The sequence below is a fragment of the Pseudotabrizicola alkalilacus genome, from assembly GCF_003443995.1.
GTDB classification, from domain to species: Bacteria; Pseudomonadota; Alphaproteobacteria; order Rhodobacterales; family Rhodobacteraceae; genus Pseudotabrizicola; species Pseudotabrizicola alkalilacus.
In genome coordinates this window covers 187,656-213,638 of sequence record NZ_QWEY01000010.1, presented here as the reverse complement: position 1 = coordinate 213,638, position 25,983 = coordinate 187,656, and the positions used below count along the sequence as shown (strand labels likewise).

At 61.6% G+C, this 25,983-nt stretch carries 19 protein-coding genes, 1 tRNA gene and 1 pseudogene; 14 read left to right on the top strand and 7 right to left on the bottom strand.

All coding sequences use genetic code 11. The features are described from left to right. Positions 1–308 precede the first annotated feature (308 nt). Both D1012_RS17170 and D1012_RS17165 read right to left on the bottom strand, forming a co-directional pair. Positions 309–664, bottom strand: a pseudogene (locus D1012_RS17170) (transposase); the annotation flags it as partial. 727 nt (positions 665–1,391) lie between these two features. Next, positions 1,392–5,081, bottom strand: a complete 3,690-nt coding sequence (locus tag D1012_RS17165; RefSeq protein ID WP_118155149.1) for a vitamin B12-dependent ribonucleotide reductase — start codon at positions 5,079–5,081, stop codon at positions 1,392–1,394. Positions 5,082–5,854: 773 nt separating this feature from the next. On the opposite strand from D1012_RS17165, the gene D1012_RS17160 reads away from it, so the two are divergent. The 5 genes from D1012_RS17160 to rarD all read left to right on the top strand — a co-directional run bounded on the left by D1012_RS17160 (position 5,855) and on the right by rarD (position 10,008). Next, positions 5,855–6,274, top strand: a complete 420-nt coding sequence (locus D1012_RS17160; protein ID WP_118155146.1) for a Fur family transcriptional regulator — start codon at positions 5,855–5,857, stop codon at positions 6,272–6,274. Then, the gene (locus D1012_RS17155) at positions 6,271–7,170 is read left to right on the top strand and encodes a DMT family transporter (protein WP_233517160.1); all 900 of its coding nucleotides are present in this window, start codon (positions 6,271–6,273) and stop codon (positions 7,168–7,170) included. The genes D1012_RS17160 and D1012_RS17155 overlap by 4 nt, the downstream gene beginning before the upstream one ends. Before the next feature lie 39 nt (positions 7,171–7,209). Then, a complete protein-coding gene (eno, locus tag D1012_RS17150; protein ID WP_118155144.1) occupies positions 7,210–8,487 on the top strand; it encodes a phosphopyruvate hydratase in 1,278 nt (425 codons plus the stop codon). Positions 8,488–8,573: 86 nt separating this feature from the next. Then, entirely contained in the window at positions 8,574–8,990 is a 417-nt protein-coding gene (locus tag D1012_RS17145) for a cupin domain-containing protein (RefSeq protein ID WP_118155234.1), read from the top strand. 82 nt (positions 8,991–9,072) lie between these two features. Further along, entirely contained in the window at positions 9,073–10,008 is a 936-nt protein-coding gene (gene rarD, locus D1012_RS17140; RefSeq protein ID WP_118155231.1) for an EamA family transporter RarD, read from the top strand. Here the strand turns inward: rarD and xth are convergent. Next, positions 9,975–10,754 carry an exodeoxyribonuclease III gene (xth, locus tag D1012_RS17135; protein WP_118155141.1) on the bottom strand — a complete coding sequence of 260 codons (780 nt, stop codon included), beginning with the start codon at positions 10,752–10,754 and terminating at the stop codon, positions 9,975–9,977. The two genes, rarD and xth, sit on opposite strands and share 34 nt — an antisense overlap. A 200-nt stretch (positions 10,755–10,954) precedes the next feature. On the opposite strand from xth, the gene D1012_RS22510 reads away from it, so the two are divergent. The 3 genes from D1012_RS22510 to D1012_RS17120 all read left to right on the top strand — a co-directional run bounded on the left by D1012_RS22510 (position 10,955) and on the right by D1012_RS17120 (position 13,371). Beyond that, on the top strand, positions 10,955–11,281 hold the full coding sequence (locus tag D1012_RS22510; RefSeq protein ID WP_147335727.1) for a hypothetical protein: 327 nt from the start codon (positions 10,955–10,957) through the stop codon (positions 11,279–11,281). A gap of 81 nt (positions 11,282–11,362) precedes the next feature. After that, a complete protein-coding gene (locus tag D1012_RS17125; protein ID WP_118155135.1) occupies positions 11,363–12,427 on the top strand; it encodes a DUF6902 family protein in 1,065 nt (354 codons plus the stop codon). Further along, positions 12,427–13,371, top strand: a complete 945-nt coding sequence (locus tag D1012_RS17120; protein WP_118155132.1) for a DMT family transporter — start codon at positions 12,427–12,429, stop codon at positions 13,369–13,371. Before D1012_RS17125 ends, D1012_RS17120 begins: the two co-directional genes overlap by 1 nt. 50 nt (positions 13,372–13,421) lie before the next feature. Here the strand turns inward: D1012_RS17120 and D1012_RS17115 are convergent, their stop codons facing one another. Beyond that, positions 13,422–13,748: a HesB/IscA family protein gene (locus D1012_RS17115; RefSeq protein ID WP_118155228.1), complete on the bottom strand. Its 327-nt coding sequence runs from the start codon at positions 13,746–13,748 to the stop codon at positions 13,422–13,424. A gap of 81 nt (positions 13,749–13,829) precedes the next feature. On the opposite strand from D1012_RS17115, the gene D1012_RS17110 reads away from it, so the two are divergent. Next, positions 13,830–15,047, top strand: a complete 1,218-nt coding sequence (locus tag D1012_RS17110; protein ID WP_118155129.1) for a deoxyguanosinetriphosphate triphosphohydrolase — start codon at positions 13,830–13,832, stop codon at positions 15,045–15,047. Positions 15,048–15,050: 3 nt separating this feature from the next. Here the strand turns inward: D1012_RS17110 and D1012_RS17105 are convergent, their stop codons facing one another. Further along, positions 15,051–15,524, bottom strand: coding sequence for a disulfide bond formation protein B (locus tag D1012_RS17105; RefSeq protein ID WP_118155126.1), 474 nt, complete (start codon positions 15,522–15,524; stop codon positions 15,051–15,053). Continuing rightward, entirely contained in the window at positions 15,524–16,102 is a 579-nt protein-coding gene (locus tag D1012_RS17100) for a YqaA family protein (protein ID WP_118155225.1), read from the bottom strand. Before D1012_RS17100 ends, D1012_RS17105 begins: the two co-directional genes overlap by 1 nt. A 120-nt stretch (positions 16,103–16,222) precedes the next feature. On the opposite strand from D1012_RS17100, the gene ypfJ reads away from it, so the two are divergent. The 4 genes from ypfJ to D1012_RS17075 all read left to right on the top strand — a co-directional run bounded on the left by ypfJ (position 16,223) and on the right by D1012_RS17075 (position 24,004). Continuing rightward, complete coding sequence (gene ypfJ, locus D1012_RS17095; RefSeq protein WP_118155123.1) at positions 16,223–17,065, top strand: KPN_02809 family neutral zinc metallopeptidase; 843 nt, start codon at positions 16,223–16,225, stop codon at positions 17,063–17,065. A 55-nt stretch (positions 17,066–17,120) separates the two neighbouring features. After that, positions 17,121–17,205, top strand: a tRNA-Leu gene (locus tag D1012_RS17090). Positions 17,206–17,964: 759 nt separating this feature from the next. Continuing rightward, entirely contained in the window at positions 17,965–21,189 is a 3,225-nt protein-coding gene (locus D1012_RS17080) for a Hint domain-containing protein (RefSeq protein ID WP_158569380.1), read from the top strand. Between the two features lie 223 nt (positions 21,190–21,412). Continuing rightward, the gene (locus tag D1012_RS17075) at positions 21,413–24,004 is read left to right on the top strand and encodes a Hint domain-containing protein (RefSeq protein WP_118155117.1); all 2,592 of its coding nucleotides are present in this window, start codon (positions 21,413–21,415) and stop codon (positions 24,002–24,004) included. On the opposite strand, the gene D1012_RS17070 is transcribed toward D1012_RS17075, so the two are convergent. Beyond that, on the bottom strand, positions 23,990–24,595 hold the full coding sequence (locus D1012_RS17070) for a nucleotidyltransferase family protein (protein ID WP_267897835.1): 606 nt from the start codon (positions 24,593–24,595) through the stop codon (positions 23,990–23,992). The genes D1012_RS17075 and D1012_RS17070 overlap by 15 nt on opposite strands. 220 nt (positions 24,596–24,815) lie before the next feature. On the opposite strand from D1012_RS17070, the gene D1012_RS17065 reads away from it, so the two are divergent. Then, positions 24,816–25,862 (top strand): DUF2332 domain-containing protein, encoded by a 1,047-nt coding sequence (locus tag D1012_RS17065; protein WP_118155219.1) that lies wholly within the window; start codon positions 24,816–24,818, stop codon positions 25,860–25,862. Positions 25,863–25,983: the final 121 nt, after the last annotated feature.

Genomic DNA, 25,983 nt, shown 5'->3' with positions numbered 1-25,983 from the left:
CACGGACCGAAGCATGCACCCGGGTCGACCTCAGGCGAAGGCTGCCGAGAAGGGAAGCAGATCAAGTGTTCAAAGGACAAAACCGCGGTCCGGCGGTGAATCCCGCATGCGCAAAAACGCTTGACTGCGACGACCCCGTTACCGAAGTCCTGACCCTAGAAAGCTCGTAGTTCAAACGTGTCATAGGTGCTGTTGGGAAAGAACTTGTTTTTCAACTTTGCGACGATCTCTTTTGCCCAATCGACGCGCGCCATCATTTTGTTGGCTCCGGTCTGCATTTCCGTCACTCTTTTTTCAGAGCGGATGGGAACGATGGCTTGTCGACTGACGCTCAGCCTGGCGGTGGGATCGATCATTTTCTTGCGCTCGGCAACAGACCCGCCTTGCCGAAGGCGCCGGACAAAAAACCGTTCTCCAGCGTCAGCCCTCCGATCTTCGCATGCAGGGTCTTCACATCGATGGTCGGCTCAGGCTCGGCAGTTGGGGCTGCCCCGAACACCCCTGTCGCGCTCTCATGCAGCTGATCTCGCCACTGCTTGATCTGATTCGGGTGAACGTCGAAATCCTGCGCCAGCTCGATCAACGTCTTCTCGCCCTTGATCGCAGCTACCGCCACGTTCGCCTTGAATGCCGGGCTGTGGTGCCGGCGTGGTCGTCTTGCCATGGCCCTCTCCTCGCTTGCAGCATCATGCCGCCATTGCTCGGAAAATCCACTCATCCCAGCTGTTCAGATTTCCGCAGCCACCTTTGTCATCTGCCATATTGCGCGACCAAACATCTGAAGAGGCCGCTGCGGGTTCTTCCGAAGGTCTTCCCGCAAACAGGCCGGGCATACTCGGACCCGCCCTCATGAGAGTGCGCAACCCCGCATGTCATGCCCAAGCAGCAGCACCCCGTGGCGGCCTTTATCAATGACCGCGTGATGAGACAAAACGCCGATGTCGACTTCTCCGAGCTGTGCCAACCGCGCAAGTGCGACTCTCTGGCCCGCTGTTAGATCAGACAGGGCAATCCCGACATCGGTGCACCAGCTTGCGAGCGAAGGGGCACCTTTCTGCCGGGCAAGATGAGACGCAACGGACGTGGCGCTCTCGAGTGGAAAGATCTCCAAACGCCTCTTTGGCAGATGTCGCCATTCGTCTTTTGGGTCCAATCCGGTGTTCATTCGGCCCTCGCAACCACGCTTCCAACGATGCCGTCGGCCTCTGAAAATGTCGAGTCACGCGGGGAAAGGCTTTGAATTTCCCGCTTCGGCAGAATGTCGATGGTTGGGCCTAAATGGAAACTGCCGCCGCTAGTTTTGACGGTGGCAATCATTTCAACAGTTTAGCCTTTAACATCCGCCCGAAGTTGCGAGTTACGTGCAAAACGACAAATGCCGCGAAAGGCGCTCAGCTACATCCGGACGTACCGCCACAGGTATTGCACTTCATACAGGTTCCGTTCCGAACCAGCGTATAGTTTCCGCATTCCCCACAGGGATCGCCCTCATAACCTTGCATTTTGGCTTTAGTACGGGCGTCCATGGACGTGGCTGTGCCGATTGCAAATGTTGAGCTGCTTTCCGATAATCCTGTTGTGCGCGCCTGAGGCATCAGCGTGTTGAGCACAGACACCGGATCAGTGCCATTGGCCAGCGCGGTTGCCCCCATACCACCTTGCAGCACCACGAGTTCCTGCGGCAAACGCTTGCGGAGATACCCTGTCGAGGAGATCTGGCGCAGCACTTCCAGGCCGCGCGAGGCAGCGGCGTCATTCATCGGCGCCAGATTCGGCTTGCCTTCATCATCGCCGCGGCCAAGATCGTCAAATGACGCGCCAGTAGGTTTGACATGCGCCAGATCGGTACGGTCGAGGTAGGAGATCGCCAGTTCACGGAATATATAGTCGAGGATTGACGTCGCATTCTTGATACTGTCGTTGCCCTGCACCATGCCTGCCGGTTCAAAGCGGGTGAAGGTGAAGGCCTCCACAAACTCTTCCAGCGGCACCCCGTATTGCAGGCCGACCGACACTGCGATGGCGAAGTTGTTCATCATGGCGCGGAAGCCGGCACCTTCTTTGTGCATGTCGATGAAGATTTCGCCCAAGCTGCCGTCCTGATACTCGCCGGTGCGCAGATATACCTTGTGGCCGCCGACGATGGCCTTTTGAGTATAGCCCTTGCGCCGTTCGGGCAGTTTTTCGCGGTGGCTTCGGACAATTTCCTTTACGATCACCTTTTCAACGATCTTTTCGGCAATCACGGCCGCTTTTTCATGAAGTGATCCGGTGGCAAGGACTTCCTCAGCCTCTTCATCATCCTCAATCAGTGCCGATGCCAGCGGCTGGCTCAGTTTCGATCCGTCTCGGTACAGGGCATTGGCTTTGATCCCCAATGAATGCGACAACTCATAGGCCGCCAGCGTTTCCTCGATCGACGCCGCGTTCGGCATGTTGATGGTCTTGGAAATTGCACCCGAGATGAACGACTGTGCGGCAGCCATCATGTAGATATGGCTGTCAACCGACAGATAGCGCTTGCCTGTCTTGCCGCAGGCATTGGCACAATCGAAGACCGAATAGTGCTTTTCTTTCAGGAACGGCGCGCCTTCCAGTGTCATGGTGCCGCAAACATGGTTGTTGCAGGCGTCGATCTGGGCCTTGGTGAACCCAAGGTGGCGCAACAGGTCAAAGGTCGGGTCGGCCAGTTTTTCGGCCGGAATGCCCAGCGTGCCTTTGCAGAACTCTTCCCCCAGCGTCCATTGATTGAACACAAAGCGGATGTCGAAGGCCGATGGCAGGGAGCTTTCGATCTTCTCGATCTCGCGCGGGCCAAAACCGTGACCCAAAAGTGAGGTGTGGTTGATCGCCGGGGCCTGTGCGATGGAGCCATGGCCGACGGCATAGGCCACGATCTCGGCAATCTGGTGGCTGGGATAGCCCAAGGCCTCCAGCCCCGCAGGGACCGACTGGTTGATGATCTTGAAATAGCCACCGCCCGCCAGTTTCTTGAATTTGACCAGGGCGAAATCGGGCTCAATGCCGGTGGTGTCGCAATCCATCACCAGACCGATGGTCCCGGTCGGGGCGATCACCGTGGTTTGCGCATTGCGATAGCCATGCGCCTCGCCCAGAGCCAATGCCTCGTCCCAGGCGGATTTTGCAAGTGCAACAAGCGCTTGGTCGGGGCAGTTGATGTGATCCAGCGCCACCGGGTTGACGTTTACCGCCTCATATTTTCCCGTCGCATGGGCGGCAGCGCGGTGGTTGCGGATCACCCGCAGCATATGCGCGCGGTTGCGGGCGTAGCCGGGGAAAGCGCCCAGTTCGGCCGCCATCTCGGCACTGGTGGCATAGGCCACGCCGGTCATCAGCGCGGTCAGCGCGCCGCACAGGGCGCGGCCTTCCTTGCTGTCATAGCCAAGGCCCATGTTCATCAGCAAGCCGCCGATATTGGCATAACCAAGCCCCAGCGTGCGGAAATCATACGACTTCTGCGCAATTTCCGGTGACGGGAATTGCGCCATCATCACCGAGATTTCCAAGGTGATGGTCCACAGCCGCGAGGCATGGATATAGGCCTCGGCATCGAATTTTCCGTTGCCAAAGAACGTCAGCAGGTTCATCGACGCCAGATTGCAGGCGGTGTCATCCAGGAACATGTATTCCGAGCACGGGTTCGACCCACGGATCGCGCCGTCTTCGGGGCAGGTGTGCCAGGCGTTAACCGTGTCGTGGAACTGGATGCCGGGGTCGGCGCAGGCCCATGCGGCATGGCCGACCTGATCCCACAGATCGCGCGCCTTGATGGTCTTGGCCTCTTTGCCATCGGTGCGGCGGATCAGGGCCCAGTCGGCATCGGCTTTCACGGCCTGCAAAAAGGCATCGGTTACGCGGACCGAATTATTGGAATTCTGGCCCGACACGGTGACATAGGCCTCGGAATCCCAGTCCACGTCATAGGTGGGGAATTCGATGCTGGTGTAGCCCTGCTTCGCGTATTGCAGAATGCGGTTGGTATAAGTGTCGGGGATCATCGACTTTTTCGCCGACCTGATCGCCGCCTTCAGCGCCGCGTTCTTGGCCGGATCAACCGAATCCTCGGCAGAGCCATCCCACTGCCGGATCGCGGTAAAGATTTCGTTCAGCCGCACCTCATGCAGCTTTGATCCGGCGACCAGCGAGGCGACTTTCTGTTCTTCGATGACCTTCCAGTTGATGAACGCCTCGATATCGGGGTGATCCATATCGCAGATCACCATCTTGGCCGCACGCCGCGTCGTGCCGCCTGATTTGATCGCTCCCGCCGCCCGGTCGCCGATCTTCAGAAATCCCATCAGCCCCGACGATTTGCCGCCGCCCGACAGCTTTTCGCCCTCGCCGCGCAGCGAGGAAAAGTTGGTGCCGGTGCCCGAGCCGTATTTGAAGAGCCGCGCCTCGCGCACCCACAGGTCCATGATGCCGCCGTCGCCGACCAGATCATCCTTGACCGACTGGATAAAGCAGGCATGCGGCTGCGGATGTTCATAGGCAGAGGTGGATCGGGTCAGCTTGCCGGTCTGGTGATCGACATAGAAATGCCCCTGCGACGGGCCGTCGATGCCGTAGGCCCAGTGCAAGCCGGTATTGAACCATTGCGGGCTGTTCGGAGCTGCCATCTGGCGCGCCAGCATGAAGCGCATCTCGTCATAATAGGCCTGTGCGTCGGCTTCGGTGGTGAAATAGCCGCCTTTCCAGCCCCAATAGGTCCAGGCCCCGGCCAGACGGTCAAACACCTGCTTGGCGCTGGTCTCCCCCACGATGCGCTGGTCTTGCGGCAGATCGGCAAGCGCCGCCTCATCCGCAACCGAGCGCCAGAGGAACGTGGGAACACCCTTTTCCTTGACGCGTTTCAGGCGCGCCGGCACGCCCGCCTTGCGGAAATACTTCTGGGCCAGCACATCCGAGGCGACCTGACTCCAGCCTTCGGGAACTTCGACGGCCTCATTGCGAAAGACGATCTTGCCATCGGGATTGCGGATTTCAGAAAGGGTGGTGGTGAACCCCATCGCCCCATACGCGCCCGTTGCCTCGGTCGTAAACTTCCGCTCGATTTTCATCTGCCCCGTCCTCGTTGCATGGCCCCGGTTGATGCCCGGTCGCGGCCTGTTGATCCCCAAATCACCCGGCGGCAGAGAGGGGGCAAACAGCGTCGGGTCTTGCCTGCGCTGTGCAGACAAGACGGTTTCGCCACACAGCGAGGACCTGCTCGATGGGTCTTTGCCCCGTCCCGCGGACCACTATATTTAGTGTGTCGCCGGGTTCGTTTGTCAAACTGTCGTAAGGATCAGGTCTCGGCAACCACTTTTTTACAAAGCCGGGGCGAAATAATGCTTGACCCTGACCTGCGCCTTTTTGTGCATCCCGCTGCATAACTCAGGATACCGGCGCAGCGCTTGTGGACATATCTGCGGATAAACCTCTGGACAGTTTGACAAGGCCGCGGCCCGGATCACAGAATTCCCCTGCGAACCCGCAGGTTTGTCGCAAGGGGCTAAGATCCGGTCTGAATATCGGCTGGCCTGGGGATGATTATGTGCGCCTGACTGACAAGGTGATTCCCGCAGGGCCCTGCATTGGTCCCCCCGGTCTGCGTCACTGTGACCGGGGGGCCATAGGCAGGCTCGCCAGAAGAATCACAAGAGGCATCCGGCCGGCCTTCCTTCGCCCCGCGACACAGTTTAGCCGCGACGGGATGTGCAGCCAGCGGAGCGAACCGCAAGATATGGTTCGCCGCTCGCGGCCTCTTTGCCGATACCACGCGACCAAAGGGGTGGCGCGCGTGGCACCTCTGGGCTAAAGCGGAACGACACCTTGCCTGCAAAGCACGCCAATGACCGACATCATCGCCCGTTGTGAGGCCAAAGGCCTCCGAATGACCGAACAGCGCCGCATCGTCGCCCGCGTGGTGGGCGAGTCTGAGGACCATCCCGATGTCGAAGAGCTGTATGCCCGCGCCGCGCGGATCGACCCGCGCATCTCGCTGGCAACCGTCTACCGTACGGTGAAACTGTTCGAAGAGGCGGGCATTCTGGAAAAGCTGGAATTCGGCGATGGCCGGGCCCGCTATGAAGATGCAGAGCGCGATCACCATGACCACCTGATCGACGTGAATTCCGGCGAGGTGATCGAATTTGTCGATCCTGAAATCGAAGAGCTGCAAGAGCGTATCGCCGCCCGTCTGGGGTATCGTTTGATCGGCCATCGGCTGGAATTGCTGGGTGTCCCTGTCGCCAAATCACAAAAACCGTGAGCAGCGCCGATAATCCGCGTGCCGCTGGGTTGATGGTGGCCAGCATGGCGGGCTTTGCGCTGGAAGACCTGTTCCTGAAACGCGCCGCCACTGCGATGCCGCCGGGACAGGTGATTGCGATGATGGGGGCGGGGGGCGCAGTGGTGTTCTGGCTGTTTGCCGCCCGTCTGCGCCAGCCGATCCTGACCCGCCGTGCCCTGACCGGGGCGGCGGCGCTGCGCACACTGTCTGAGGCGCTGGCTGCCATGCTTTATATCACCGCACTGGCGCTGATCCCGTTGTCGGTCAATTCGGCGCTGCTGCAAGCCTCGCCGCTGGTTGTGACCATGGGGGCGGCCCTGTTTCTGGGGGAAAAAGTCGGCTGGCGGCGGTGGACCGCCATCGCGGTCGGCTTCCTTGGCGTTCTGATCATCCTGCAACCGGGAACCGAGGGCTTTCGTCTGGCAGGCCTGCTGACGGTGGCCTGTGTGTTCCTTATGGCGTCGCGGGATCTGTCAACACGGGTGATGCATGTCAGCATCGGCACGTTCCAGTTGACCACATGGGCCTATCTGGGGCTGGTGCCTGCGGGGCTGATCCTGATGGCGATGCAGGGCCAATCCCTGCAAGCCATTGACCCGTCGCAATGGGTCGATCTGACCGGCGCACTGATCACCGGGCTGTTCGCCTATTACGCCGTCACCGCCGCGATGCGCCTTGGCGAAGTCTCGGTCGTGGCCCCGTTCCGCTATGCGCGGCTGGTGTTTGCGATGATTCTGGCGATGATCTTCCTTGGCGAACGCCCCGATGTCTGGATGCTGACCGGGGCCGCACTGGTCATCGGATCGGGGCTGTACACCTTTGCCCGCGAAGCCAGGGTCAAGCGCGCCCTTTCCATGAAGGCCGACCCAAGGTAAAGACGGGGCCGAGAGCATCATCCGCAGAACGGAGCCCCCATGAGCACGATCATCGACATCCACGCCCGCGAAATCCTCGACAGCCGCGGCAATCCCACTGTTGAAGTGGACGTGACGCTGGAAAGCGGCGCCATGGGACGCGCCGCCGTGCCCTCGGGTGCCTCGACCGGCGCGCATGAGGCCAATGAAAAGCGCGACGGCGACAAGAACCGCTACAAGGGCAAGGGCGTGCTGGAGGCGGTTGCAGCCGTCAACGGCGAGCTGGCCGAAGAGCTGGTGGGCTATGACGCGACCGAACAGGTCGGCATCGACCGCACCATGATCGAGATGGACGGCACCCCGAACAAATCCCGTCTGGGGGCCAATGCCATTCTGGGCGTGTCGCTGGCCGTCGCCAAAGCCGCCGCCGAATTCACCGCGCAGCCGCTGTTCCGCTACATCGGCGGCACCTCGGCCCGCGTTCTGCCTGTGCCGATGATGAACATCATCAACGGCGGCGAACATGCGGATAATCCGATTGATATTCAGGAATTCATGATCATGCCGGTCGGCGCGGACAACATCCGTGACGCGATCCGCATGGGGTCGGAAGTGTTCCACACGCTCAAGAAAGAGCTGCAACAGGCTGGCCATAACACCAATGTCGGCGACGAGGGCGGCTTTGCGCCCAACCTGAACTCCGCCCGCGACGCGCTTGATTTCATTCTGAAATCCATCGAAAAGGCCGGGTTCAAGCCGGGCGTGGATATGTATCTGGCCCTTGATTGCGCCGCGACCGAATACTTCAAGGGCGGCAAGTATGAGATGAAGGGCGAAGGCAAATCGCTGACCATCGCTGAAAATGTCGCGTTCCTGGCCTCACTGGCTGCCGACTATCCGATCATCAGCATCGAAGACGGCTGTTCGGAGGACGATTGGGAAGGTTGGAAACTGCTGACCGACACCATCGGCGACAAGATCCAGCTGGTGGGCGACGATCTGTTCGTGACCAACCCCAAGCGTCTGGCCGAAGGCATCAAGAAGGGCGTTGCCAACTCCATGCTGGTCAAGGTCAACCAGATCGGCACCCTGACTGAGACGCTGCAAGCCGTCGATATGGCGCATCGCGCGCGCTACACCAATGTGATGAGCCACCGTTCGGGCGAAACCGAAGACAGCACCATTGCCGATCTGTCGGTCGCCACCAACTGCGGCCAGATCAAGACCGGCTCTCTGTCACGCTCTGACCGGTTGGCAAAATACAACCAGCTGATCCGCATCGAGGAAATGCTGGGCGAGACGGCGGAATATGCCGGACGGTCGATCCTGAAGGGGTGAGACAGACTTTCGGCGGAGGCTCTTGTGGCACGTCCGGGAGCCTCCGGCGGGAGTATTTGGAAAGCAGCAATGCAAAGGCGGGGCATATGGAACAGGCGGATGAGATCATTGCCCGGCTGAACCTTGCCCCGCATCCCGAAGGCGGCTGGTATCGTCAGACATGGGTGGGGCCGGTCATTGAGGGTCGGGCCAGCGGCACGGCGATCCTGTTTTTGCTGAAAGCGGGCGAGCGCAGTCACTGGCACCATGTCGATGCTGATGAAATCTGGCTCTGGCATGCCGGCGCGCCGGTGGTGCTGTCGGTCGGCGTGGCGCGGGCGGTGGATCATCTCTTGGGGCCGGAGGTGCTGGCCGGGCAAATGCCGCAGGTCGTGGTGCCCACCGGGCACTGGCAGGCCGCACGTTCGACCGGCGATTTCAGTCTTGTGTCCTGCACCGTCAGCCCCGGATTTGATTTTGCCGGTTTTGTGCTGGCCGCGCCGGAGTTTGATCTGCCGCGCTGAGGGCGTCGGGATCGCTTCCCGTGATTGTGCCCGTCACAAAATGCCATTGGTGGGAGGGCGGCCAAAGCGCTATGCGGGCAGCATGACTGATGCATCCCCCCCAAAGAACGAAGACAGCCTGTCCGGCTTTTTCTACGCCCTGACCGCTTATGTGTTCTGGGGCTTTTTGCCGCTGTATATGAAGGCTTTGGCCCATGTGCCGCCGGCCGAGGTGATCGCGCATCGGGTGCTGTGGTCGCTGCCGATTGCGCTTGGGGTGATCATCTGGCTGGGACGGACGCAGGATCTGCGGCAGGCGTTTCGCACGCCGCGCACCCTGATGATGGGTGCTGCTACCGCGACGCTGATCTCGGTCAACTGGGGCATCTATGTCTGGGCCATCGGCGCCGGTTTTGCGCTGGAGGCCGCGCTTGGCTATTACATCAACCCGCTGTTTTCTGTGCTGTTGGGCCGGGTTCTGCTCAAGGAGCGTCTGACCGGCGCGCAATGGGCGGCAATCGCCTTGGCCGGTGCTGCCGTGATCCTGCTGACCATCGAGGCCGGGCGTCTGCCGGTGGTGGCGCTGAGTCTGACGGTGAGCTGGGGCTTTTATGCCTATCTGAAAAAGTCGCTGCCGATCGGTCCCAATCAGGGCTTTACGCTGGAAGTCATGCTGCTGGCCCCGCTGGCGCTTGGCTACGTGATCTGGGCGCAAGTTCAGGGGAACGCGCATTTTCTGCAGGGCGTGGGCCGCGATGATCTGTTGCTGATCGGCAGCGGAATCGTCACCGCCATCCCCCTGATGATCTATGCCAACGGGGCCAAGCGTCTGCGGCTGTCGACCATTGCGATGATGCAATATATCGCCCCGACCATGATTTTTCTGATCGCGGTCTTTGTGTTTGGCGAGCCCTTTGGCGCGGTCCGGCTGATCGCGTTCCCGATGATCTGGGCGGCACTGGTGATCTACACGATGTCGATGCTGCACGCCCGCAGGCGGCGGGGTCAGTCTTCCAGCGTGACCCAGACCGGCACGTGATCTGACGGCTTGTCGCCCGCGCGCACCTCGCGGTCGATGCCTGCGCCGGTCAGCCGGTCGGCGGCTTGCGGCGACAGCAGCAGGTGGTCGATGCGGATGCCGTTGTTCCGCTCCCACGCATTGGCCTGATAATCCCAGAAGCTGTAGTGACCCGGTCCTTGCACGCGTGCGCGAAAGGCGTCGAGCAGGCCGAGGTTCAGGATGCGGCGGTATGCCTGCCGGGTCTGCGGCAGGTAGAGCGCATCGGTTTCCCAGGCTTCGGGCTTTGCCGCGTCCTGTGCTTGTGGGATGACATTGTAATCTCCGGCGCAGAGAAATGGCTCCTCCAACGCCAGCAACGCGCGGAGACGGGTTTCCATCCGTGCCATCCAGGCCAGCTTGTAATCGTATTTTGGTCCCGGTGCCGGGTTTCCGTTCGGCAGATACAGCCCGCAGACCCGGACCGGGCGCGGTGCCATCACCGTGGCCTCGATCCACCGCGACTGCTCGTCGGTCTCATCGCCGGGCAGGCCGCGTGTCACATCCTCCAGCGGCAGACGCGACAGGATCGCGACGCCGTTGAACCCTTTCTGGCCGTGGGTCTCGACGCGGTAGCCCATGTCTTCGAACATTTCGCGTGGAAAGCTCGCATCCACCGACTTGATTTCCTGCAGGCAGACCACATCCGGTTTCGCCGTTGTCAGCCAGCGGGGCAGGGCGTCGATCCGTGCCTTGATACCATTGATGTTGAAGGTCGCAATCAGCATGGCCCTGCCTTTCCTGTTTTGCAGACAGCTATCGGCCAAGGGCCTGCACAACGCAAGTCCGGATGCGGTCGTCGTGCAGGACTTACCCACAGGCTGAAAAATTCTGTGGATAACACAACCTATGATTGAATTTTTCTCGTCCGAATCAAATTTGAGCCGTTAGCGTAGACCTATCGAATCGCTGAAACCTGGAGGTTAAAATGGTCTCGAATACCGCGCTACGCCTTGAAGTTGTTGAAGAAAATTGTTCCCGTGCTGATATGTTCTCGGGCGACGCGACTGCGATGATGACCTCGGTTGCGTCATCCATGATGACAAGCGTAGCTTCGTCGATGATGACAAGCGTAGCTTCGTCGATGATGACTTCAGTGGCTTCGTCAATGATGACGTCCGTCGCCTCCTCCATGATGACCTCGGTGGCGTCTGCCGCGATGACCTCGGTTGCCCAGGACAAGGCATCGCTTGATCTGGCTGGAAAAGTTGCCGGAACCCAGACCTGCCTGATGACCAGCGTTGCCGAGATCTGAGGCAGCTCAGGGGGGGCAGGGTCGCTGCCACGATTCTGTGCCCCCTCCGAACTCAGCTCCCCTGAAACCATAGGGTACATCATGACCAATGTTGTCTCGTTGCTGCGTCAGGGATCATTGGCCGGTGATCCGGCCATTCCTGCGCTGATCGACCTGTTTGCCACGCGCAGGCGGGGCAGTCATGATGCGTTCTGGCTCAAGGAAAATGCCGAACTGCTGCAGATCCTGGCCGCGTTGGGGGCGGGGTCGCAGGCGGATCTTGACCCACTGCGCCTACGCGCCGGGGCCTTGGTGAAAGAGCTGCAGTTTTTCCCGCAGTATTACCGTATGTATCTGTCACTAGCCGTCGATCTGCGCGATCTGGGCCTGTCAGAAGCGCCTGTCGAAGAGATGGCGGCCTTTGTTCAGGCACAGGATCTGCCTGCGATCGAGCTGTCCGATACCCACCGGGGGGAGGCGCTTTTGCTGCTGCGCCGTGCTGGAGTGGATACACAGGATACCGCGCTGGAGGCGCGTCTGGCGCGCTTTACCACCCATTCCGCCGCATTCTGCCTGCCCAACCGCCGTGCGGCCTATGACCTGACCCACATCGTCTTTCATGCCGCCGATTATGGTCGCAAGACCATTGCCCGTGATCCGGCGCGCAGGCTTAGCCTGATCCATGCCGGTATCGTGGCCTGGCTGGAGGGCAATCTTGATCTGCTGGCCGAGGTGACACTGGCCCTGCGCCTGTCGGGCGAGGCCGTGCCTGCACCTTGGGCGAACGAAGTGGCACAGGCAGCAAATGTGGTCACGTTCGAGCCGTGCAGCGCCGCCGGGCCGTTTGACGATGATTATCACCAGTATCTTGTGCTCAATTGGGCGCTTGGCCTGTCGGGCGGGCTGGCGTTTCGCGGCGGTGTGCCGGGCAATGCGCGTCTGATCCGCCAGCCCCGTCGCAACGGGGCCGCCCTGCACGAGCTGTCCCTGGCACTGCTCGACATGGGCGACGCGCGCCAGTCTGATTGGTCGCGGATGCGGTGGCGGTTGTTGCCAAAATTGTCCGAACCGGCGCGGCAGCGCCTCGCAATCGTCGAATCGCTGCCTGAGTTCGATGGTTTCTTTGCCGGGTTCTCCCGTGCAGGATCTCGGCAAGGAAAGGCGTGATGATGCAGGCTTTGCGCACACCATGGGTTCTGGGCGTCGGGTTTCTGCTCGCCTCGACGCTGGCGGCGACGTTGGCGGATGGCACGGTCAAGGATCTGTCTGCTCGGCTGGAGGCGCCGCAGGTGTTCTTCCTTTCCGGTCTGATCATGGCAGGCCTGAGCCTGTTGGCGGCGCGGGCCGGATCGCGGATCGGCCTGTTCACCACCAGTTGCCTGAAGACCACGGTGCCCGGCCTGCTGATCTGGCGTTCCGTAGCGACTGTGGTGGCCTCGCTGGGGTTTTTCTATGCCATCGCGCTGATCCCGCTGGCCGAGATTTTTGTCTTTGTCGGGCTGATGCCGCTGATGTCGGCGCTGATGTCGCGTCACCTGCTGGGGGAACGCGTTGATCCGACGGCTTGGGCCGGTCTCGGGCTTGGTCTGATCGGGGTGCTGATGCTGTTTCCCGAAGGCCTGTCGGACCTGAGCCTTGGCCACCTCGCCGGGTTCTGCGGCGCGTTTGCGGGCACAGTCTCGCTGGTGCTGTCACGCTTGATGGCACGGCGGGAGGCGAATACGCTGGTGCAGGTGTTCTATCCCAATCTGGCCCTGGCCGCCGTTGCTGCGCTGATGCTGCCCGCGCTATGGCAGCCGATGGCGCTGGTCGATGTGGGCCGGATCCTGCTCTATTCGGTGCTGCTGTTTCTGGCCCGCTGGACCATGGTGCTGGTGATGCAACGCCTGCGCGCACCGGTTGCCTTGCCGCTGATGAACATTCAGTTCGTGTGGATGGTCGCGGTCGGCTTTGTGTTCTTTGCCGAAATCCCCGCCGCCAGCACGGTGGTCGGGGCGTTGCTGGTGATGTGCGCCGGGGGCATTGCCCTGATGGATCAGGCACGGGTGGATCGGCTGGCAAGGCTGTCACACGTTGAGGGCCAGCCCGCTGGCGCTGTGCCTGCCGAATAAGGACAAGCGAACCGCAAGAAAAGCCGCCCCATGGCGCGGCTTTCAATCGCTTACATCGAGAATGACACGCCGCAACCGCAGCTGCTGCTTGCATTGGGGTTCTCAATCACGAACCGCGCGCCGATCAGCTCTTCGGTGAAGTCGATCACCGCGTTTTGCAAAAACGGCAGCGAGACGGAATCGACCAGCACCCGCTGGCCGTTTTTCTCCAGCACCAGATCATCTGGCACCGGATCATCCAGCTTGATCTCATACTGAAAGCCGGAACAGCCGCCGCCCTCCACCGCGACGCGCAGCGATTTCTGCTCACCGGTCATTTCGGCAATTTCAGCCAGACGGGCAAAGGCGCGGTCAGTGACACGGGGGGGCAGGGTCAGGTCCATGATTTTTCACATATCCTTGAGGTTCATCGTGCAATATAAGGGCTGAACAAGACTTCAACAAGAACGGGCAGTTCCATGCTTGCGCCTTTTGCCTGCCAACCCGATGCCTCCCGCGGCCGCTTGCATGAAGAACGCATGTCGTCCTTCCGCTCGCCCTATCAGCGCGACCGCGACCGGATCATCCATTCCTCGGCCTTTCGCCGCCTGAAACACAAGACTCAGGTGTTTGTCGAGCATGAGGGCGATTATTACCGCACCCGCCTGACCCACTCGATCGAGGTGGCACAGGTTGCCCGCACGATTTCGGGGGTTTTGGGGCTCAACACCGATCTGGCCGAATGCATCGCCCTTGCGCATGACCTTGGCCACACCCCCTTTGGGCATACGGGTGAGGATGCCTTGGCCGTGCTGATGCAGCCCTATGGCGGCTTTGACCACAACGCGCAGGCCCTGCGCATCGTGACCCGGCTGGAACGGCATTACGCCGATTTCGACGGGCTGAACCTGACCTGGGAATCGCTGGAAGGCATTGCCAAGCATAACGGCCCGGTCACCGGCGAAAACGCCGATGCCAAGCATGCAGGCCCCTTGCCCTATGCCCTGGCCGAGGTGAACGCCCAGTGGGATCTGGCCCTGCACACCCACGCATCCGCCGAGGCGCAGGTGGCGGCCATCGCCGACGATGTGGCCTATTCCCACCACGACCTGCATGACGGCTTGCGCTCCGGCCTGTTTGACGAGGCCGATCTGATGGAGCTGCCGGTCACTGGCCCCGCCTTTGCCGAGGTGGATGCGCTGTATCCCGGCCTCGACCCGATGCGCCGCCGGCATGAGGCGCTGCGCCGGGTGTTTGGCCGCATGGTGGAGGATGTGATCGCGGTGGCGCAAGGGCGGCTGGAGGCGGCGCAGCCGCAGTCGGTCGATGATATCCGCATGATGGGCACCACCATCATCCGCTTTTCCAAACCGCTGTATCAAGAGCTGAAGGCGATCCGCAGCTTTCTGTTCCACCGCATGTACCGCGCCCCCTCGGTGATGGAGGTGCGGGCCAAGGTGACGCAGGTGGTGCAGGATCTGTTCTCGGCCTTCATGGCCGACCCGGCCCTGTTGCCCGAGGAATGGGAACATGCGGTGCAGGCCAGCACCGACCAGACCGAACTGGCGCGCACCGTGGCAGATTACGTCGCGGGCATGACCGACCGGTTTGCCATTCAGGAACATGCCCGCCTGTGCGGCGGCGCGCTGATCCAGACCCACACCGGCCCTGACTTTGGCCCGAACTTTCCGACCTGAGCCTCAGGCGCGCCGCGCGGCGAGCAGCCAGATCCCGGCCAACCCGAGCGAGGCGATCATGTTCCACCCGGCCATCGAGATGCCAAACAGCGCCCATGGCACCTGATCGCAGCGCACCGGGGCGGCAACGGCGGCGTTGGGGTTCAGCAGGTCATCCATGCTGACCCCGGCAATCGAGCCGCCGGAACAGGATTGCAGCCCCTCCCACCAGCCATATTCGACGCCCATGTGAAAGCCGCCGATCGCGGCCGTGGTCAGTGCTGCCAAAGCGCCCAGCACCATCAGCCAGCGGTTCGGCACCAACAGCGCCAGCACCATGATCCCCACCGCCGCCGCATGCGGCCAACGCTGCCACAGGCACAGCGCACAGGGCGCCAGCCCGCCAAGGTATTGAAAGGCAAAGGCTCCGGCCAAAAGGGCGGCAGAGCCAGCCCCTGCAAGGGCAACCAGAACGCGCGAGGGCAGGGTGGTCAACATCACAACACCTTCAGCACAGCAAAGCCGCCCACAAGCAGCAGAATGAACAGCGTGAACATGAGCCCAAGCCGGCGCTCGATGAAATCACGAATGGGTGCGCCGAATTTCCACAGCAGCGCCGCCACCACAAAGAACCGCAAGCCGCGTGCCACAATCGAGGCCACGGTGAACACCACCAGATCCAGCCCGGTGGTGCCGGACAGGATGGTGACGACCTTGTACGGAAATGGTGTGACCCCGGCGATCAGGACCGACCAAGCGCCCCATTCATTGTATCTTTCCCGGAAGACCTCGAAATTCCCGGTCTTGCCATAGAATTCCAGCACCGGCAGGCCGACACTTTCATAAAGCACCGCGCCGATCCAATAGCCGAACATGCCCCCCAGCACCGAAGCCACCGTGGCCACGCCCGCAATCACAAAAGCGCGGCGGGGGGCCGCCAGGATCATCGGGATCATCAGAATGTCGGGCGGGATCGGAAACACCGAGCTTTCGACAAAGGCCACAAAGGCCAGAGCCCAAAGCGCACGGGGGTGCTCGGCCAGCCGGATTGTCCAGTCATACAAGGCGCGGATCATCTGGTCCCCCATTGCCGTTGCTGCGCTTGCACCATGCCGGCTTTGCCGCGTCAAGGACGCTTTCGGGGAACCATACATCACGCTAGTGTGTTGGTCGGGATCAGGGATGGGGGGACGGGTATGAAATGGCGCGGACGGCGGGGCAGCCGCAACATCGAAGACCGTCGCAGCAGCTCTGGCGCAAAGGCGGGCAGCATCGGCGGGGTCGGGGTGATTGCGGTTCTGCTGATCGGCTATTTCCTTGGCATCGACGTGACCCCGCTGTTGCAGGACACCGCTCAACCTTCCGGCACGCCTGCCGAACTGACGCAGGCCGATCAGGAGGCGGGCGAGTTCGTCTCGGTCACGCTGGCCGATACCGAAGAGGTCTGGGCGCAACTGTTTCGCAGCCAGCTGGGGCGGGAGTATCGCCCGGCCACCCTGGTGCTGTTCAAGGATGTGACCCAAAGCCCCTGTGGCGGCGCGTCCGGGGCGACGGGGCCATTCTATTGCCCGGCGGATCGCAAAGCCTATCTGGACACTGCGTTTTTTACCGTTCTGGAAGACCGGCTTGGTGCCCGCGGTGATTTTGCCGCTGCCTATGTGGTGGCCCATGAAATCGCCCATCATGTCCAGAACGAGCTGGGCATTCTGGGGCAGGCGAACCAGTTGCGCCAGCAATCCAGCCCGGCAGACAGCAACGCCATTTCGGTGCGCATCGAGTTGCAGGCCGATTGCCTGTCCGGCGTCTGGGCCCGCACCGCCGCGCAGACCTTTGGCACCATCGACCGCAGCGATTTCGAAGAGGCGGTGAATGCCGCGCGCCAGATCGGCGATGACACGTTGCAAAGCGCCGCAGGTCAGCGCCCGATGCCGCACACCTTTACCCATGGCAGTGCCGAGCAGCGGTCGCGCTGGTTTGTGACCGGCCTGCAGTCCGGTCAGATCGCCGCCTGCGACACCTTTTCCACCAATGATCTCTGAGTGTGTTGATCCTGTTGACGCCGCTCAAAGGGGCGGGTAAACGATCACCCACGTTGCCCGAGTGGTGGAATTGGTAGACGCAGCGGATTCAAAATCCGCCGCCGCAAGGCTTGTCGGTTCGAGTCCGACCTCGGGCACCATCCTTTCAGACCTGATGTTTCTGAGCGCGCGATTCGCGCCGGATCATCGGCGTTTGGGCGTCGATTCGCTTCAAACTTGAATAAACTCTGCAATTGATGCCAGAACGGCAACCCGACTGCCTGACCGTGTCTGAAATACGGGCGGAAATGTGGCTGTGGTTAATCAACCGTCCGTTTTTCATCCATTGTTTCCCGTCGATTGGCAAACTTGGCGAGGGCCGCGCAGGGGTGACGGTGCAAATTGCGGGAAATAGCGGGTTTTTGGCATTCTGGCGTCTTTGGCAGTTGCAGGAACGGAAACAAGGGCTGACTGATTGCACACGCTAAGATTGTTTAATTCATCCATAACGTGTTTTTCTAACGGGAGCGCAGCAGAATTGGCGGCCATCTCTGCGCAGGGCCTGCCTTTTTTTACTTTCCGTAAGCCTTAATGGCAGGTAATCATCACATCGTCTTGCTGGGTAAGACAAATGGCCGTGGGGGCGGTCGTCTTGTGACAGTGTGCTGCCAGGCACCCTAAACAGAAAGCCGGAATCCGGTCCGACGGAAACGTTGGGTCCAGTATCCGTATGTACATGAGCTGTCGGGCGCAAGCCTTTGACAGTACAGCTTTTTGTTGTCTCAGACGGCAGGTCTCGTGGCGTAGCGGCGCGGGGCATATGTCCTTTGCTGAAACGCCGATATGTCGGCCTGATTTCTGGTCGATATGGGTTTTCGGGTCGGGCGTGTTGCCGCCCAGATGCTATAAGGAATTGGACAATGCCGGTTATCGCGCTCTACAATCTGAATGACCCGTCGACGACCGCAATTGACAGCGCTGTCGACAACGGGGCTCAGGACGGAACCTATTTTAACGGAGCAACATCTGTCGGCGGTCGTGCCGTGCTGGATGGCGTTGATGATCTCATCAAGATTCAGAACGATCCGGCCTTTCAGCTGGCACGCGGTACATTGGAAATTCAGTTCAACCTGGAACCCGGCACCACGCTGACCGAACCGCGCACCATTCTGTCGCGTGACAGCGCCGGGGAAACCGATGGCGGCTACCGCATCGAATCCCTGCCGAATGGTGCGATCCGGATCAGCCATGAAAGTGCCGATGGCACCACGGTTTATGAAACCGAACCCGGCTTTCAGAACGCGGGCGACGAGATCAAGGTCACGTATTCCTGGGATGCGACGGGTACCGGAGGCTATGTCCAGATCAGCAACCAGACCACAGGCGGCAGCTTTAACGACACTGTGCCGAACACGCTGACGATGGATATGGGCGAGATCAACCAGAACTGGGTGATCGGGGCCAGCCAGGACACCTCGCCGCCTGCGAGTTTGCAGAACATCGACGAACATTACAAAGGTTCGGTTGAGTATTTCTCGATCTCTGACTCGATCGACAATATCCCGACCGGTGGCGCACCCGTCGCCAACCCCGACAGCGTGACCACAGAGCAGTTTACCGATGTCACGATCGACGTTCTGGCCAATGACACTGACCCGGATGGCCAGCCGCTGACTGTGACCTCGGCCACCGCCAATCATGGCGATGTGACCATCAATCCCGATGGCACCATCACCTATTCGCCCGAGCGTGATTACAACGGCCCGGATGACACCATCACCTACACAATCACCGACCCGGACGGTAACACCGCCTCGTCCACCGTTGCGGTGACCATCATCAACGTCAATGATGTGCCGGTGGCGAATGATGATTATGCCGCGACCGCGCTGAATACGCCGGTTGTGGTCGATGTGCTGGCCAATGACACCGATGCTGACGGTGATGTGCTTACCATTCTCGGCACGCCCACCACGTCGGATGGTACGGTTGTCGTGAACCCGGACGGCACCATCACCTTTACACCCAACACCGGCTTTACCGGCGCGGCTGTGGTCAATTACACTGTCTCGGACGGGAATGGCGGCACCGATGATGCGCTGGTCGTGATCGAGGTGGGCATGGATGGCCGCGATGGTATCGTGCGTGGCACACCGGGCGATGATCTGATTGATGGCTCATATGTTGACCCGTTTGATGGCGATGTGGTCGACGGCGAAGATGCGATCATTCCTGGTGATGGACCGAATGATGACCGTATCGTGGCGGGCGATGGCAATGACACCATTTTTGCCGGTGAGGGCAACAACACGGTGTTTGGCGGCAATGGCAACGACCAGATCTTTGGCGGGCCTGGCGATGACGAGATTCATGGTGACGATGGGGATGACACCATCACCGGAGGTGGTGGCCGCAATGTGATTTATGGCGGCGACGGCGATGATGTGATCGACACGCGCGTGCCACTGCCGCTGCCCGATATCGACTATCCCGGCCTTTACCCGGCAGACACCGACCCGGAAAACAACCGTGACACCATTTATGGTGGCAACGGCAACGACACGATTTTCTCGGGCGATGATGCCGACCGGGTGTTTGGCCGCGACGGCCACGATTACATCGACGGTGGCGTGGACAACGACTCGCTTTATGGCGGGGCGGGGAACGACACCATTATCGGTGGCGAAGGCCGTGACAGCATTGATGGCGGCCGTGGCGATGACCTGATCTTTGGCGGTCTGGACCTGTCCTTCCCCGATCAGATCAACATCCCCAACGACGCAGGCGATCTGCGCCCGCAGAACAATGCCGATTACATAACCGGTGGTTTCGGCAATGACACCATCTACGGGATGGACGATGACGACACCATCATGGGTGATGAAGGCAATGATCTGATCTACGGCGGCGTTGACAATGACCTGATCTTTGGCGGCACCGGCGAAGACACGCTTTATGGCGATCATGGCGATGACACGCTGTATGGCGGCGGTGACAACGACAGCATGTACGGCGGCATCGGCAATGATCTGCTGGAGGGCGGTCTGGGTGATGACCTGCTGGATGGCGGCGACGGCAATGATGTGCTGCAAGGCAGCGACGGCGATGACACTCTGTACGGCGGGGCCGGAGACGACACGCTCGAAGGCGGCTTTGACAATGACCTGATGGACGGCGGCACCGGCAACGATCTCTTGGTCGGTGATGCGGGCGAAGATACGCTGATCGGCGGTGACGGCTCTGACACGCTGTTCGGCGGCTTCAGTGACGACCTGATCCACCTTGGCGACCCGGTGACAGGTGTTCCTGATGCCTATGCCGATCAGGCGTTTGGCGGGGCAGACCGTGACACCTTTACCGGTGTGGGCGCAGGCGACTCGGTGTTTGGCGGTTCCGAAGGCGATGACTGGGATACGCTTGATCTGCGTGGCACTGGCCCGCGCAATGTGGTGCGCACCAATGTTGACAGCGATGGCAACGGCTTTGACGGTTATGTCGAATACCTCGACTCCGATGGCAACGTCACCGGCCGGTCAGAGTTCACCAACATTGAAAACATCATCTGCTTTACCCCCGGCACGCTGATCGCGACGCCGAAGGGTGAGGTTCTGGTGGAACAGCTGCGCGTCGGTGACAAGGTTATCACCCGCGACAATGGCATTCAGGAAATCCGCTGGATGGGCGCCAAGGAAATGGGCTGGCATGACTTTGCCGGCAACCCGCACCTGCGCCCGGTGATGATAAAGGCTGGCAGCCTTGGCAACGGCTTGCCCGAGCGGGACATGATGCTGTCGCCGAACCACCGCCTGCTGGTGGCCAACGACCGTACCGCGTTGTACTTTGACGAGCATGAGGTTCTGGTCGCGGCCAAGCATCTGATCGGCGGTCAGGGCATTCAGCAGGTGGACTCGGTGGGCACCACCTATTTCCACTTCATGTTCGACCAGCACGAAGTGGTGCTGTCGAACGGCGCCTGGACCGAAAGCTTCCAGCCCGGCGACTTCAGCCTCAAGGGTCTGGGCAATGCACAGCGCAGCGAGCTGATGGAGCTGTTCCCCGAACTCAAGGCACCTGCCGGGGTCGAGGCGTTCCAGGCCGCCCGCAAGACGCTGAAAAAGCACGAAGCCAGCCTGCTGGTGCGCTGAAAACAGTTATGCAGCGCGGATCGGGTCCGCGGTCGCATCCCGGTTCGACGGCAAAGGGGCTCCGAAAGGAGCCCCTTTGTCCGTTCTGAGCGCATTTCATCCGCTACTGTTTCGCTGCCAGAAACAAACCCGCTTGCAGACACCTTTTGGCCACCATCTGCCCAAGTCGCGCCGCGATCTGAAAGTATCCAAAAATTAACTAAAAGATTTTGGATACCCCCACATGGCCACGATCTCTGGCAACAACCAGGACAATACGATTACCGGCACCAACGATGCGGGTGACCTCATAAATGCCAATGGCGGCAATGATGTGGTCAACGCTGGCGGCGGTAATGACACGGTTTTTGGCGGCACGGGCAATGACACCCTGAACGGACAGGATGGCAATGACATCCTGCATGGCGAAGACGGTGCCGACCGGCTGTTCGGGGGTGCAGGCAATGATACGCTTTTTGGTGGCATTGGCAACGACTCGCTTGATGGCGGCATCGGCAACGATCAGCTGTTTGGCGGTGACGGGCTAGACACTCTGCTGGGCGGGGCGGGCGATGACCTGCTCGACGGCGGGGCGGGCAACGACCAGCTGTTTGGTGGTGATGGCACCGATACCTTGCTGGGCGGTGCAGGCGATGACTCGCTTGATGGCGGGGCTGGCAACGACATCCTTGATGGCGGCGCAGGTAATGACAGTCTCAGCGGTGGCGGCGGCACGGATACGGTCACCTATGCCTCTGAAACCGCAGGGGTCAACGTCAACCTCAATACCGGCTCGGCTACCGGGGTCTCATCGGGCACCGACAGCCTGAACTCGATTGAAAATATCACCGGCACCGGGTTCAACGACACCCTCACCGGCAGCAATGATGCCAACCTGATCGAGGGCGGCGCAGGGGCTGACGTCATCGACGCAGGCGCGGGCAACGACACGGTGTTTGGGGGTGCGGGCGATGACACCATCATCGGCGGCAGCGAGAGCGGCGCGATTTATGGCACCAACGCGCCTGCGCTGACCTATAATCTGATCTACTTTGGCACCGCCGCCGATATTGACCCGACCGAGAGCAACGGCGGCTCGGAGAACGCCGCAAATCTGTTGGCCACCTATGGCAGCGCGGCTGCGCCGCTGTCGGGCAGCATCGTGCGGGCAACCGCAGTTGATCTGAACGGCGACGGCATCCTGTCGGACAATGACAACAACAATACCGGAAATACCGAGCATTTTCTGATCGACGGTGTGCCGGCCTATCTGGACTCCACCCAGGTTTACGACGCCACCGTCACCTTTGCCGATGGCACCACCGGCACCTTTACCGCTGTGGTGATTCAGCTGACCGATGGCCGGGTCTATCTGGCCCCGGAGTATGAGATCAACGCCGACTCGGCGCTGCTGACCAGCGGGCCGATCACCTCGGTCACGCTGACAGCGGTGAACACGGCAGATACCAATCTGTACGCGCAGCGGCTGGACAGCTCTTATGTCGGCACCGCGGACAACGATCTGCTCTATGGCGGTGACGGCAACGATTCCATTCAGGGCGGCAGCGGCAACGACACCCTGCATGGCGACGCCGGAAACGACACGCTGGACGGCGGGGCCGGGGCAGATCAGCTTTACGGCGGCATCGGCAATGACACTCTGTTTGGCGGCGATGGCAACGACCTGCTGGACAGCGGCGAAGGCGACGATGTCAGCTATGGCGGCGCGGGCAATGACACGATCTACTTCGGCGCGGGCAATGACACGGTTTATGGCGGGGCTGGCAATGATGTCATAGATGACATCAACGGCGGCCAGCTGCCGGGTGACAACCTGATCTACGGCGGCGACGGCAATGATACGATCTGGTCGGGCGGCGGCAATGACACGCTCTTTGGTGACGCTGGCGATGACGTGCTGTGGGGTGAGGGCGACGACGATCTGATCTACGGCGGTGCTGGCAATGACACGCTGTACGGCGGTGACGGCAACGACACGCTGTATGGCGGTGACGGGGCCGATGCGCTTTATGGCGACAGTGGCCGCGATCTGTTCTTTGGCGGTCCCGGCGATACGATCTTTGGCGGCGACGGCGGCGATGACTTTGACACGCTGGATCTGCGCAACTGGGGCCGGGATGCGACGAACATCCACTTCGAGGCTGGCAACCGCGAGAATGGCTATGTCGAGTTTCTCAACCCCGATGGCACGGTTGCGGGCACGCTTTACTTTACCGACATCGAAAAGATCGTGCCCTGCTTTACCCCCGGCACGCTGCTGACCACCCCGACCGGGCTGCGTCGGGTGGAAGAGCTGCAGCCGGGCGATCAGGTTCTGACCCGCGACAGCGGCTTTCAGGAGGTTTGCTGGGCCGGACGGCGCGATCTGGGGTTGGCGGAACTGGTCGTCAACCCGGCGTTGCGCCCGGTCCGCATCGCAAAGGGCGCGCTTGGCGACGGGCTGCCGCGGCGTGATATGCTGGTCTCGCCACAGCACCGCATGCTGATCGAGGACTCGCGGGCCGAGTTGCTGTTTGGTGAGCGTGAGGTGCTGGTTGCCGCCCTGCATCTGGTAGGTCGCCCCGGTATCACACAGGTGATGCCGCGCGGGGTCAGCTATATTCATCTGATGTGCCCGCAGCACGAGATTGTGCAGGCCGAAGGCGCCTGGACCGAGAGCTTTCAGCCGGGCTCCGGCACGCTGGGCCGGATGGACCGGGCGCAACGCGAAGAGGTGCTGGCGCTGTTCCCCGAACTTTGCGCGGGCGGGCCAGCTTATCCGGCGGCGCGGGCCACGCTCAAGGCGCATGAGGCGCGCGTCCTACTCGCGGCCTGAGCGCCAGCTGGCCCAGTCTTCGGGCGTGTCGAGGTCGGTGGTGGCGTGATGGTCGGGCAGGGCGATCAGGCGCAGGCGGCTGGCATGGGCCTGCAACACCTGCCGCGCCCCGTCATCACCGCTCAGCTGCATCAGATCCGCCCGCGCCCATGGGGGAAAGATCACCGGATGGCCGGGCTGGCCGGTGACGTTGGTGGCGCGCAGGATCTGGCCGGGGGTGCTGGCGTAGCTTTGGGCCATCAGGCTCAGGTCTGCGGTGGTCAGTTCCGGCAGGTCGGCCAGCAGCAGCACCACCGCCGCCTGTGGCGGCAGGCTGGCCAGACCGGCGCGCAGGGTGGTGGCCATGCCTTGGCTTGCCCCGGCCACGGACAGCCGGGTCAGGGTCAGCCCGTCCAGCGCCGCGTGGCGGGCGGGGCGGTCGGGCGGCAGGGCGACGGTGACAGGCAGGCCGGTGGCCACGGCGCGACCGGCCAGCTGGCGCAGCAGGGGCTGGCCTTTGACCGTCTCTGTCAGCTTGTCAGCCCCGCGCATCCGGGTCGAGCTGCCTGCGGCGAGGATCAGGATATGAAGCGGGGGGGCGGGCGTGTCCACGGGTTCCCCCTGTGTTACAGGCATGAAGAGTGTTTTATATCAAAGTGTTGACCAAGGCATCTTTACCCTTTGTTAAAGGTTTCGGCCACCTTTACGCAGCGATCATGACGGCGGGTGCTTTGCAAGACAAGCAGATAAAGGGTCAAATATATTGACCTTTATTCAGCGCCGATGCAGTCTTTTGCAAAACCCCTGCGGTGGGATGCCAGAGGAGGCCGTGATGTCTGACCTGTCAGATCCGTTTGCCAAAGCCTTGCGCGATCAGGCCGGTGCCTGCGAAGCGCTTGGGTCGCCCTTTACCGCGCGGCTGTTACAGGCGCTGGGGCAGGTCTGGCCGCAGCACACGGACCTTGCGCAAAAGGTGGCGGAGTGGCCGGGCGATCTGGGCCCGCGCGCCGCCTCGGTGCCGCTGCGCATCGCGGGCGGGCTGCACGCACTGGTGCGGGCGGGGCGGGTGCCGGAACTTGCGGCCTGCTATCCGCCGGGGCTATGCGATGAGGCGATGCTGGAGCAGGCTTTGGCCGGGGTTTTGCAGCATGAAGATGCGTTTTTGTGCGACTGGACCCGGACTGCGCCGCAGACCAATGAGGTCGGGCGCTCTGCCGTGCTGCTGGCCGGGGCGGCAGAGGTGGTGGCCCGCTTTGGCCTGCCGTTGCGGCTGTCGGAACTGGGGGCGAGTGCCGGGCTGAACCTGTGGTTTGACCGCTATGCGCTGGAGGTGCCGGGCGGGGTGATCGGTGCGGCAGGCAGTGCCGTGACGCTGCGCCCGGAGTGGCGCGGCGCGGTTCCGCCGTTGGTGCCCTTGCAGGTCGCGGCGCGGCGCGGTGTCGATCTGCACCCGCTGGATCCCGGCCGCGATGGCGCGCGGCTTCTGGCCTTTGTCTGGGCTGATCAGACCGAACGGCTGGCGCGGCTGCAGGCGGCTCTGGCGATTGCAGAGGCGGGCGTGGTCGAGGCCGGTGACGCGGCAGACTGGCTGGAGGCGCGGTTGCAAACCCCGCATCCGGGGCAGCTGCATCTGGTCTGTCACACCATCGCGCATCAATATTTCCCGCAAAGCGTGCAGGCGCGGATTGAGGCGGCGATGGCGGCGGCAGGGGCGCGGGCATCGGCTGACGCGCCCTTGGCCTGGCTGGCAATGGAGGCGGATGCGGCGGGTGAGGGTGCCGGGGTGACCCTGCGGCTCTGGCCCGGTGATCTGCGGCTTGAGCTGGGGCGCGCCGGGTTTCACGGGCAATGGGTCGACTGGCGTGGCATCGGCGGCTGATGCCGACCGGGGGGCCTCGCCCCCCCGGACCCCCCGAGGATATTTTTCGACAGAAAATGAGGGGTATGGCTGGGCGTCCCGGCACGGCTTTGCGCGCTGCGCCCTGACGGGGCTTGGGGGC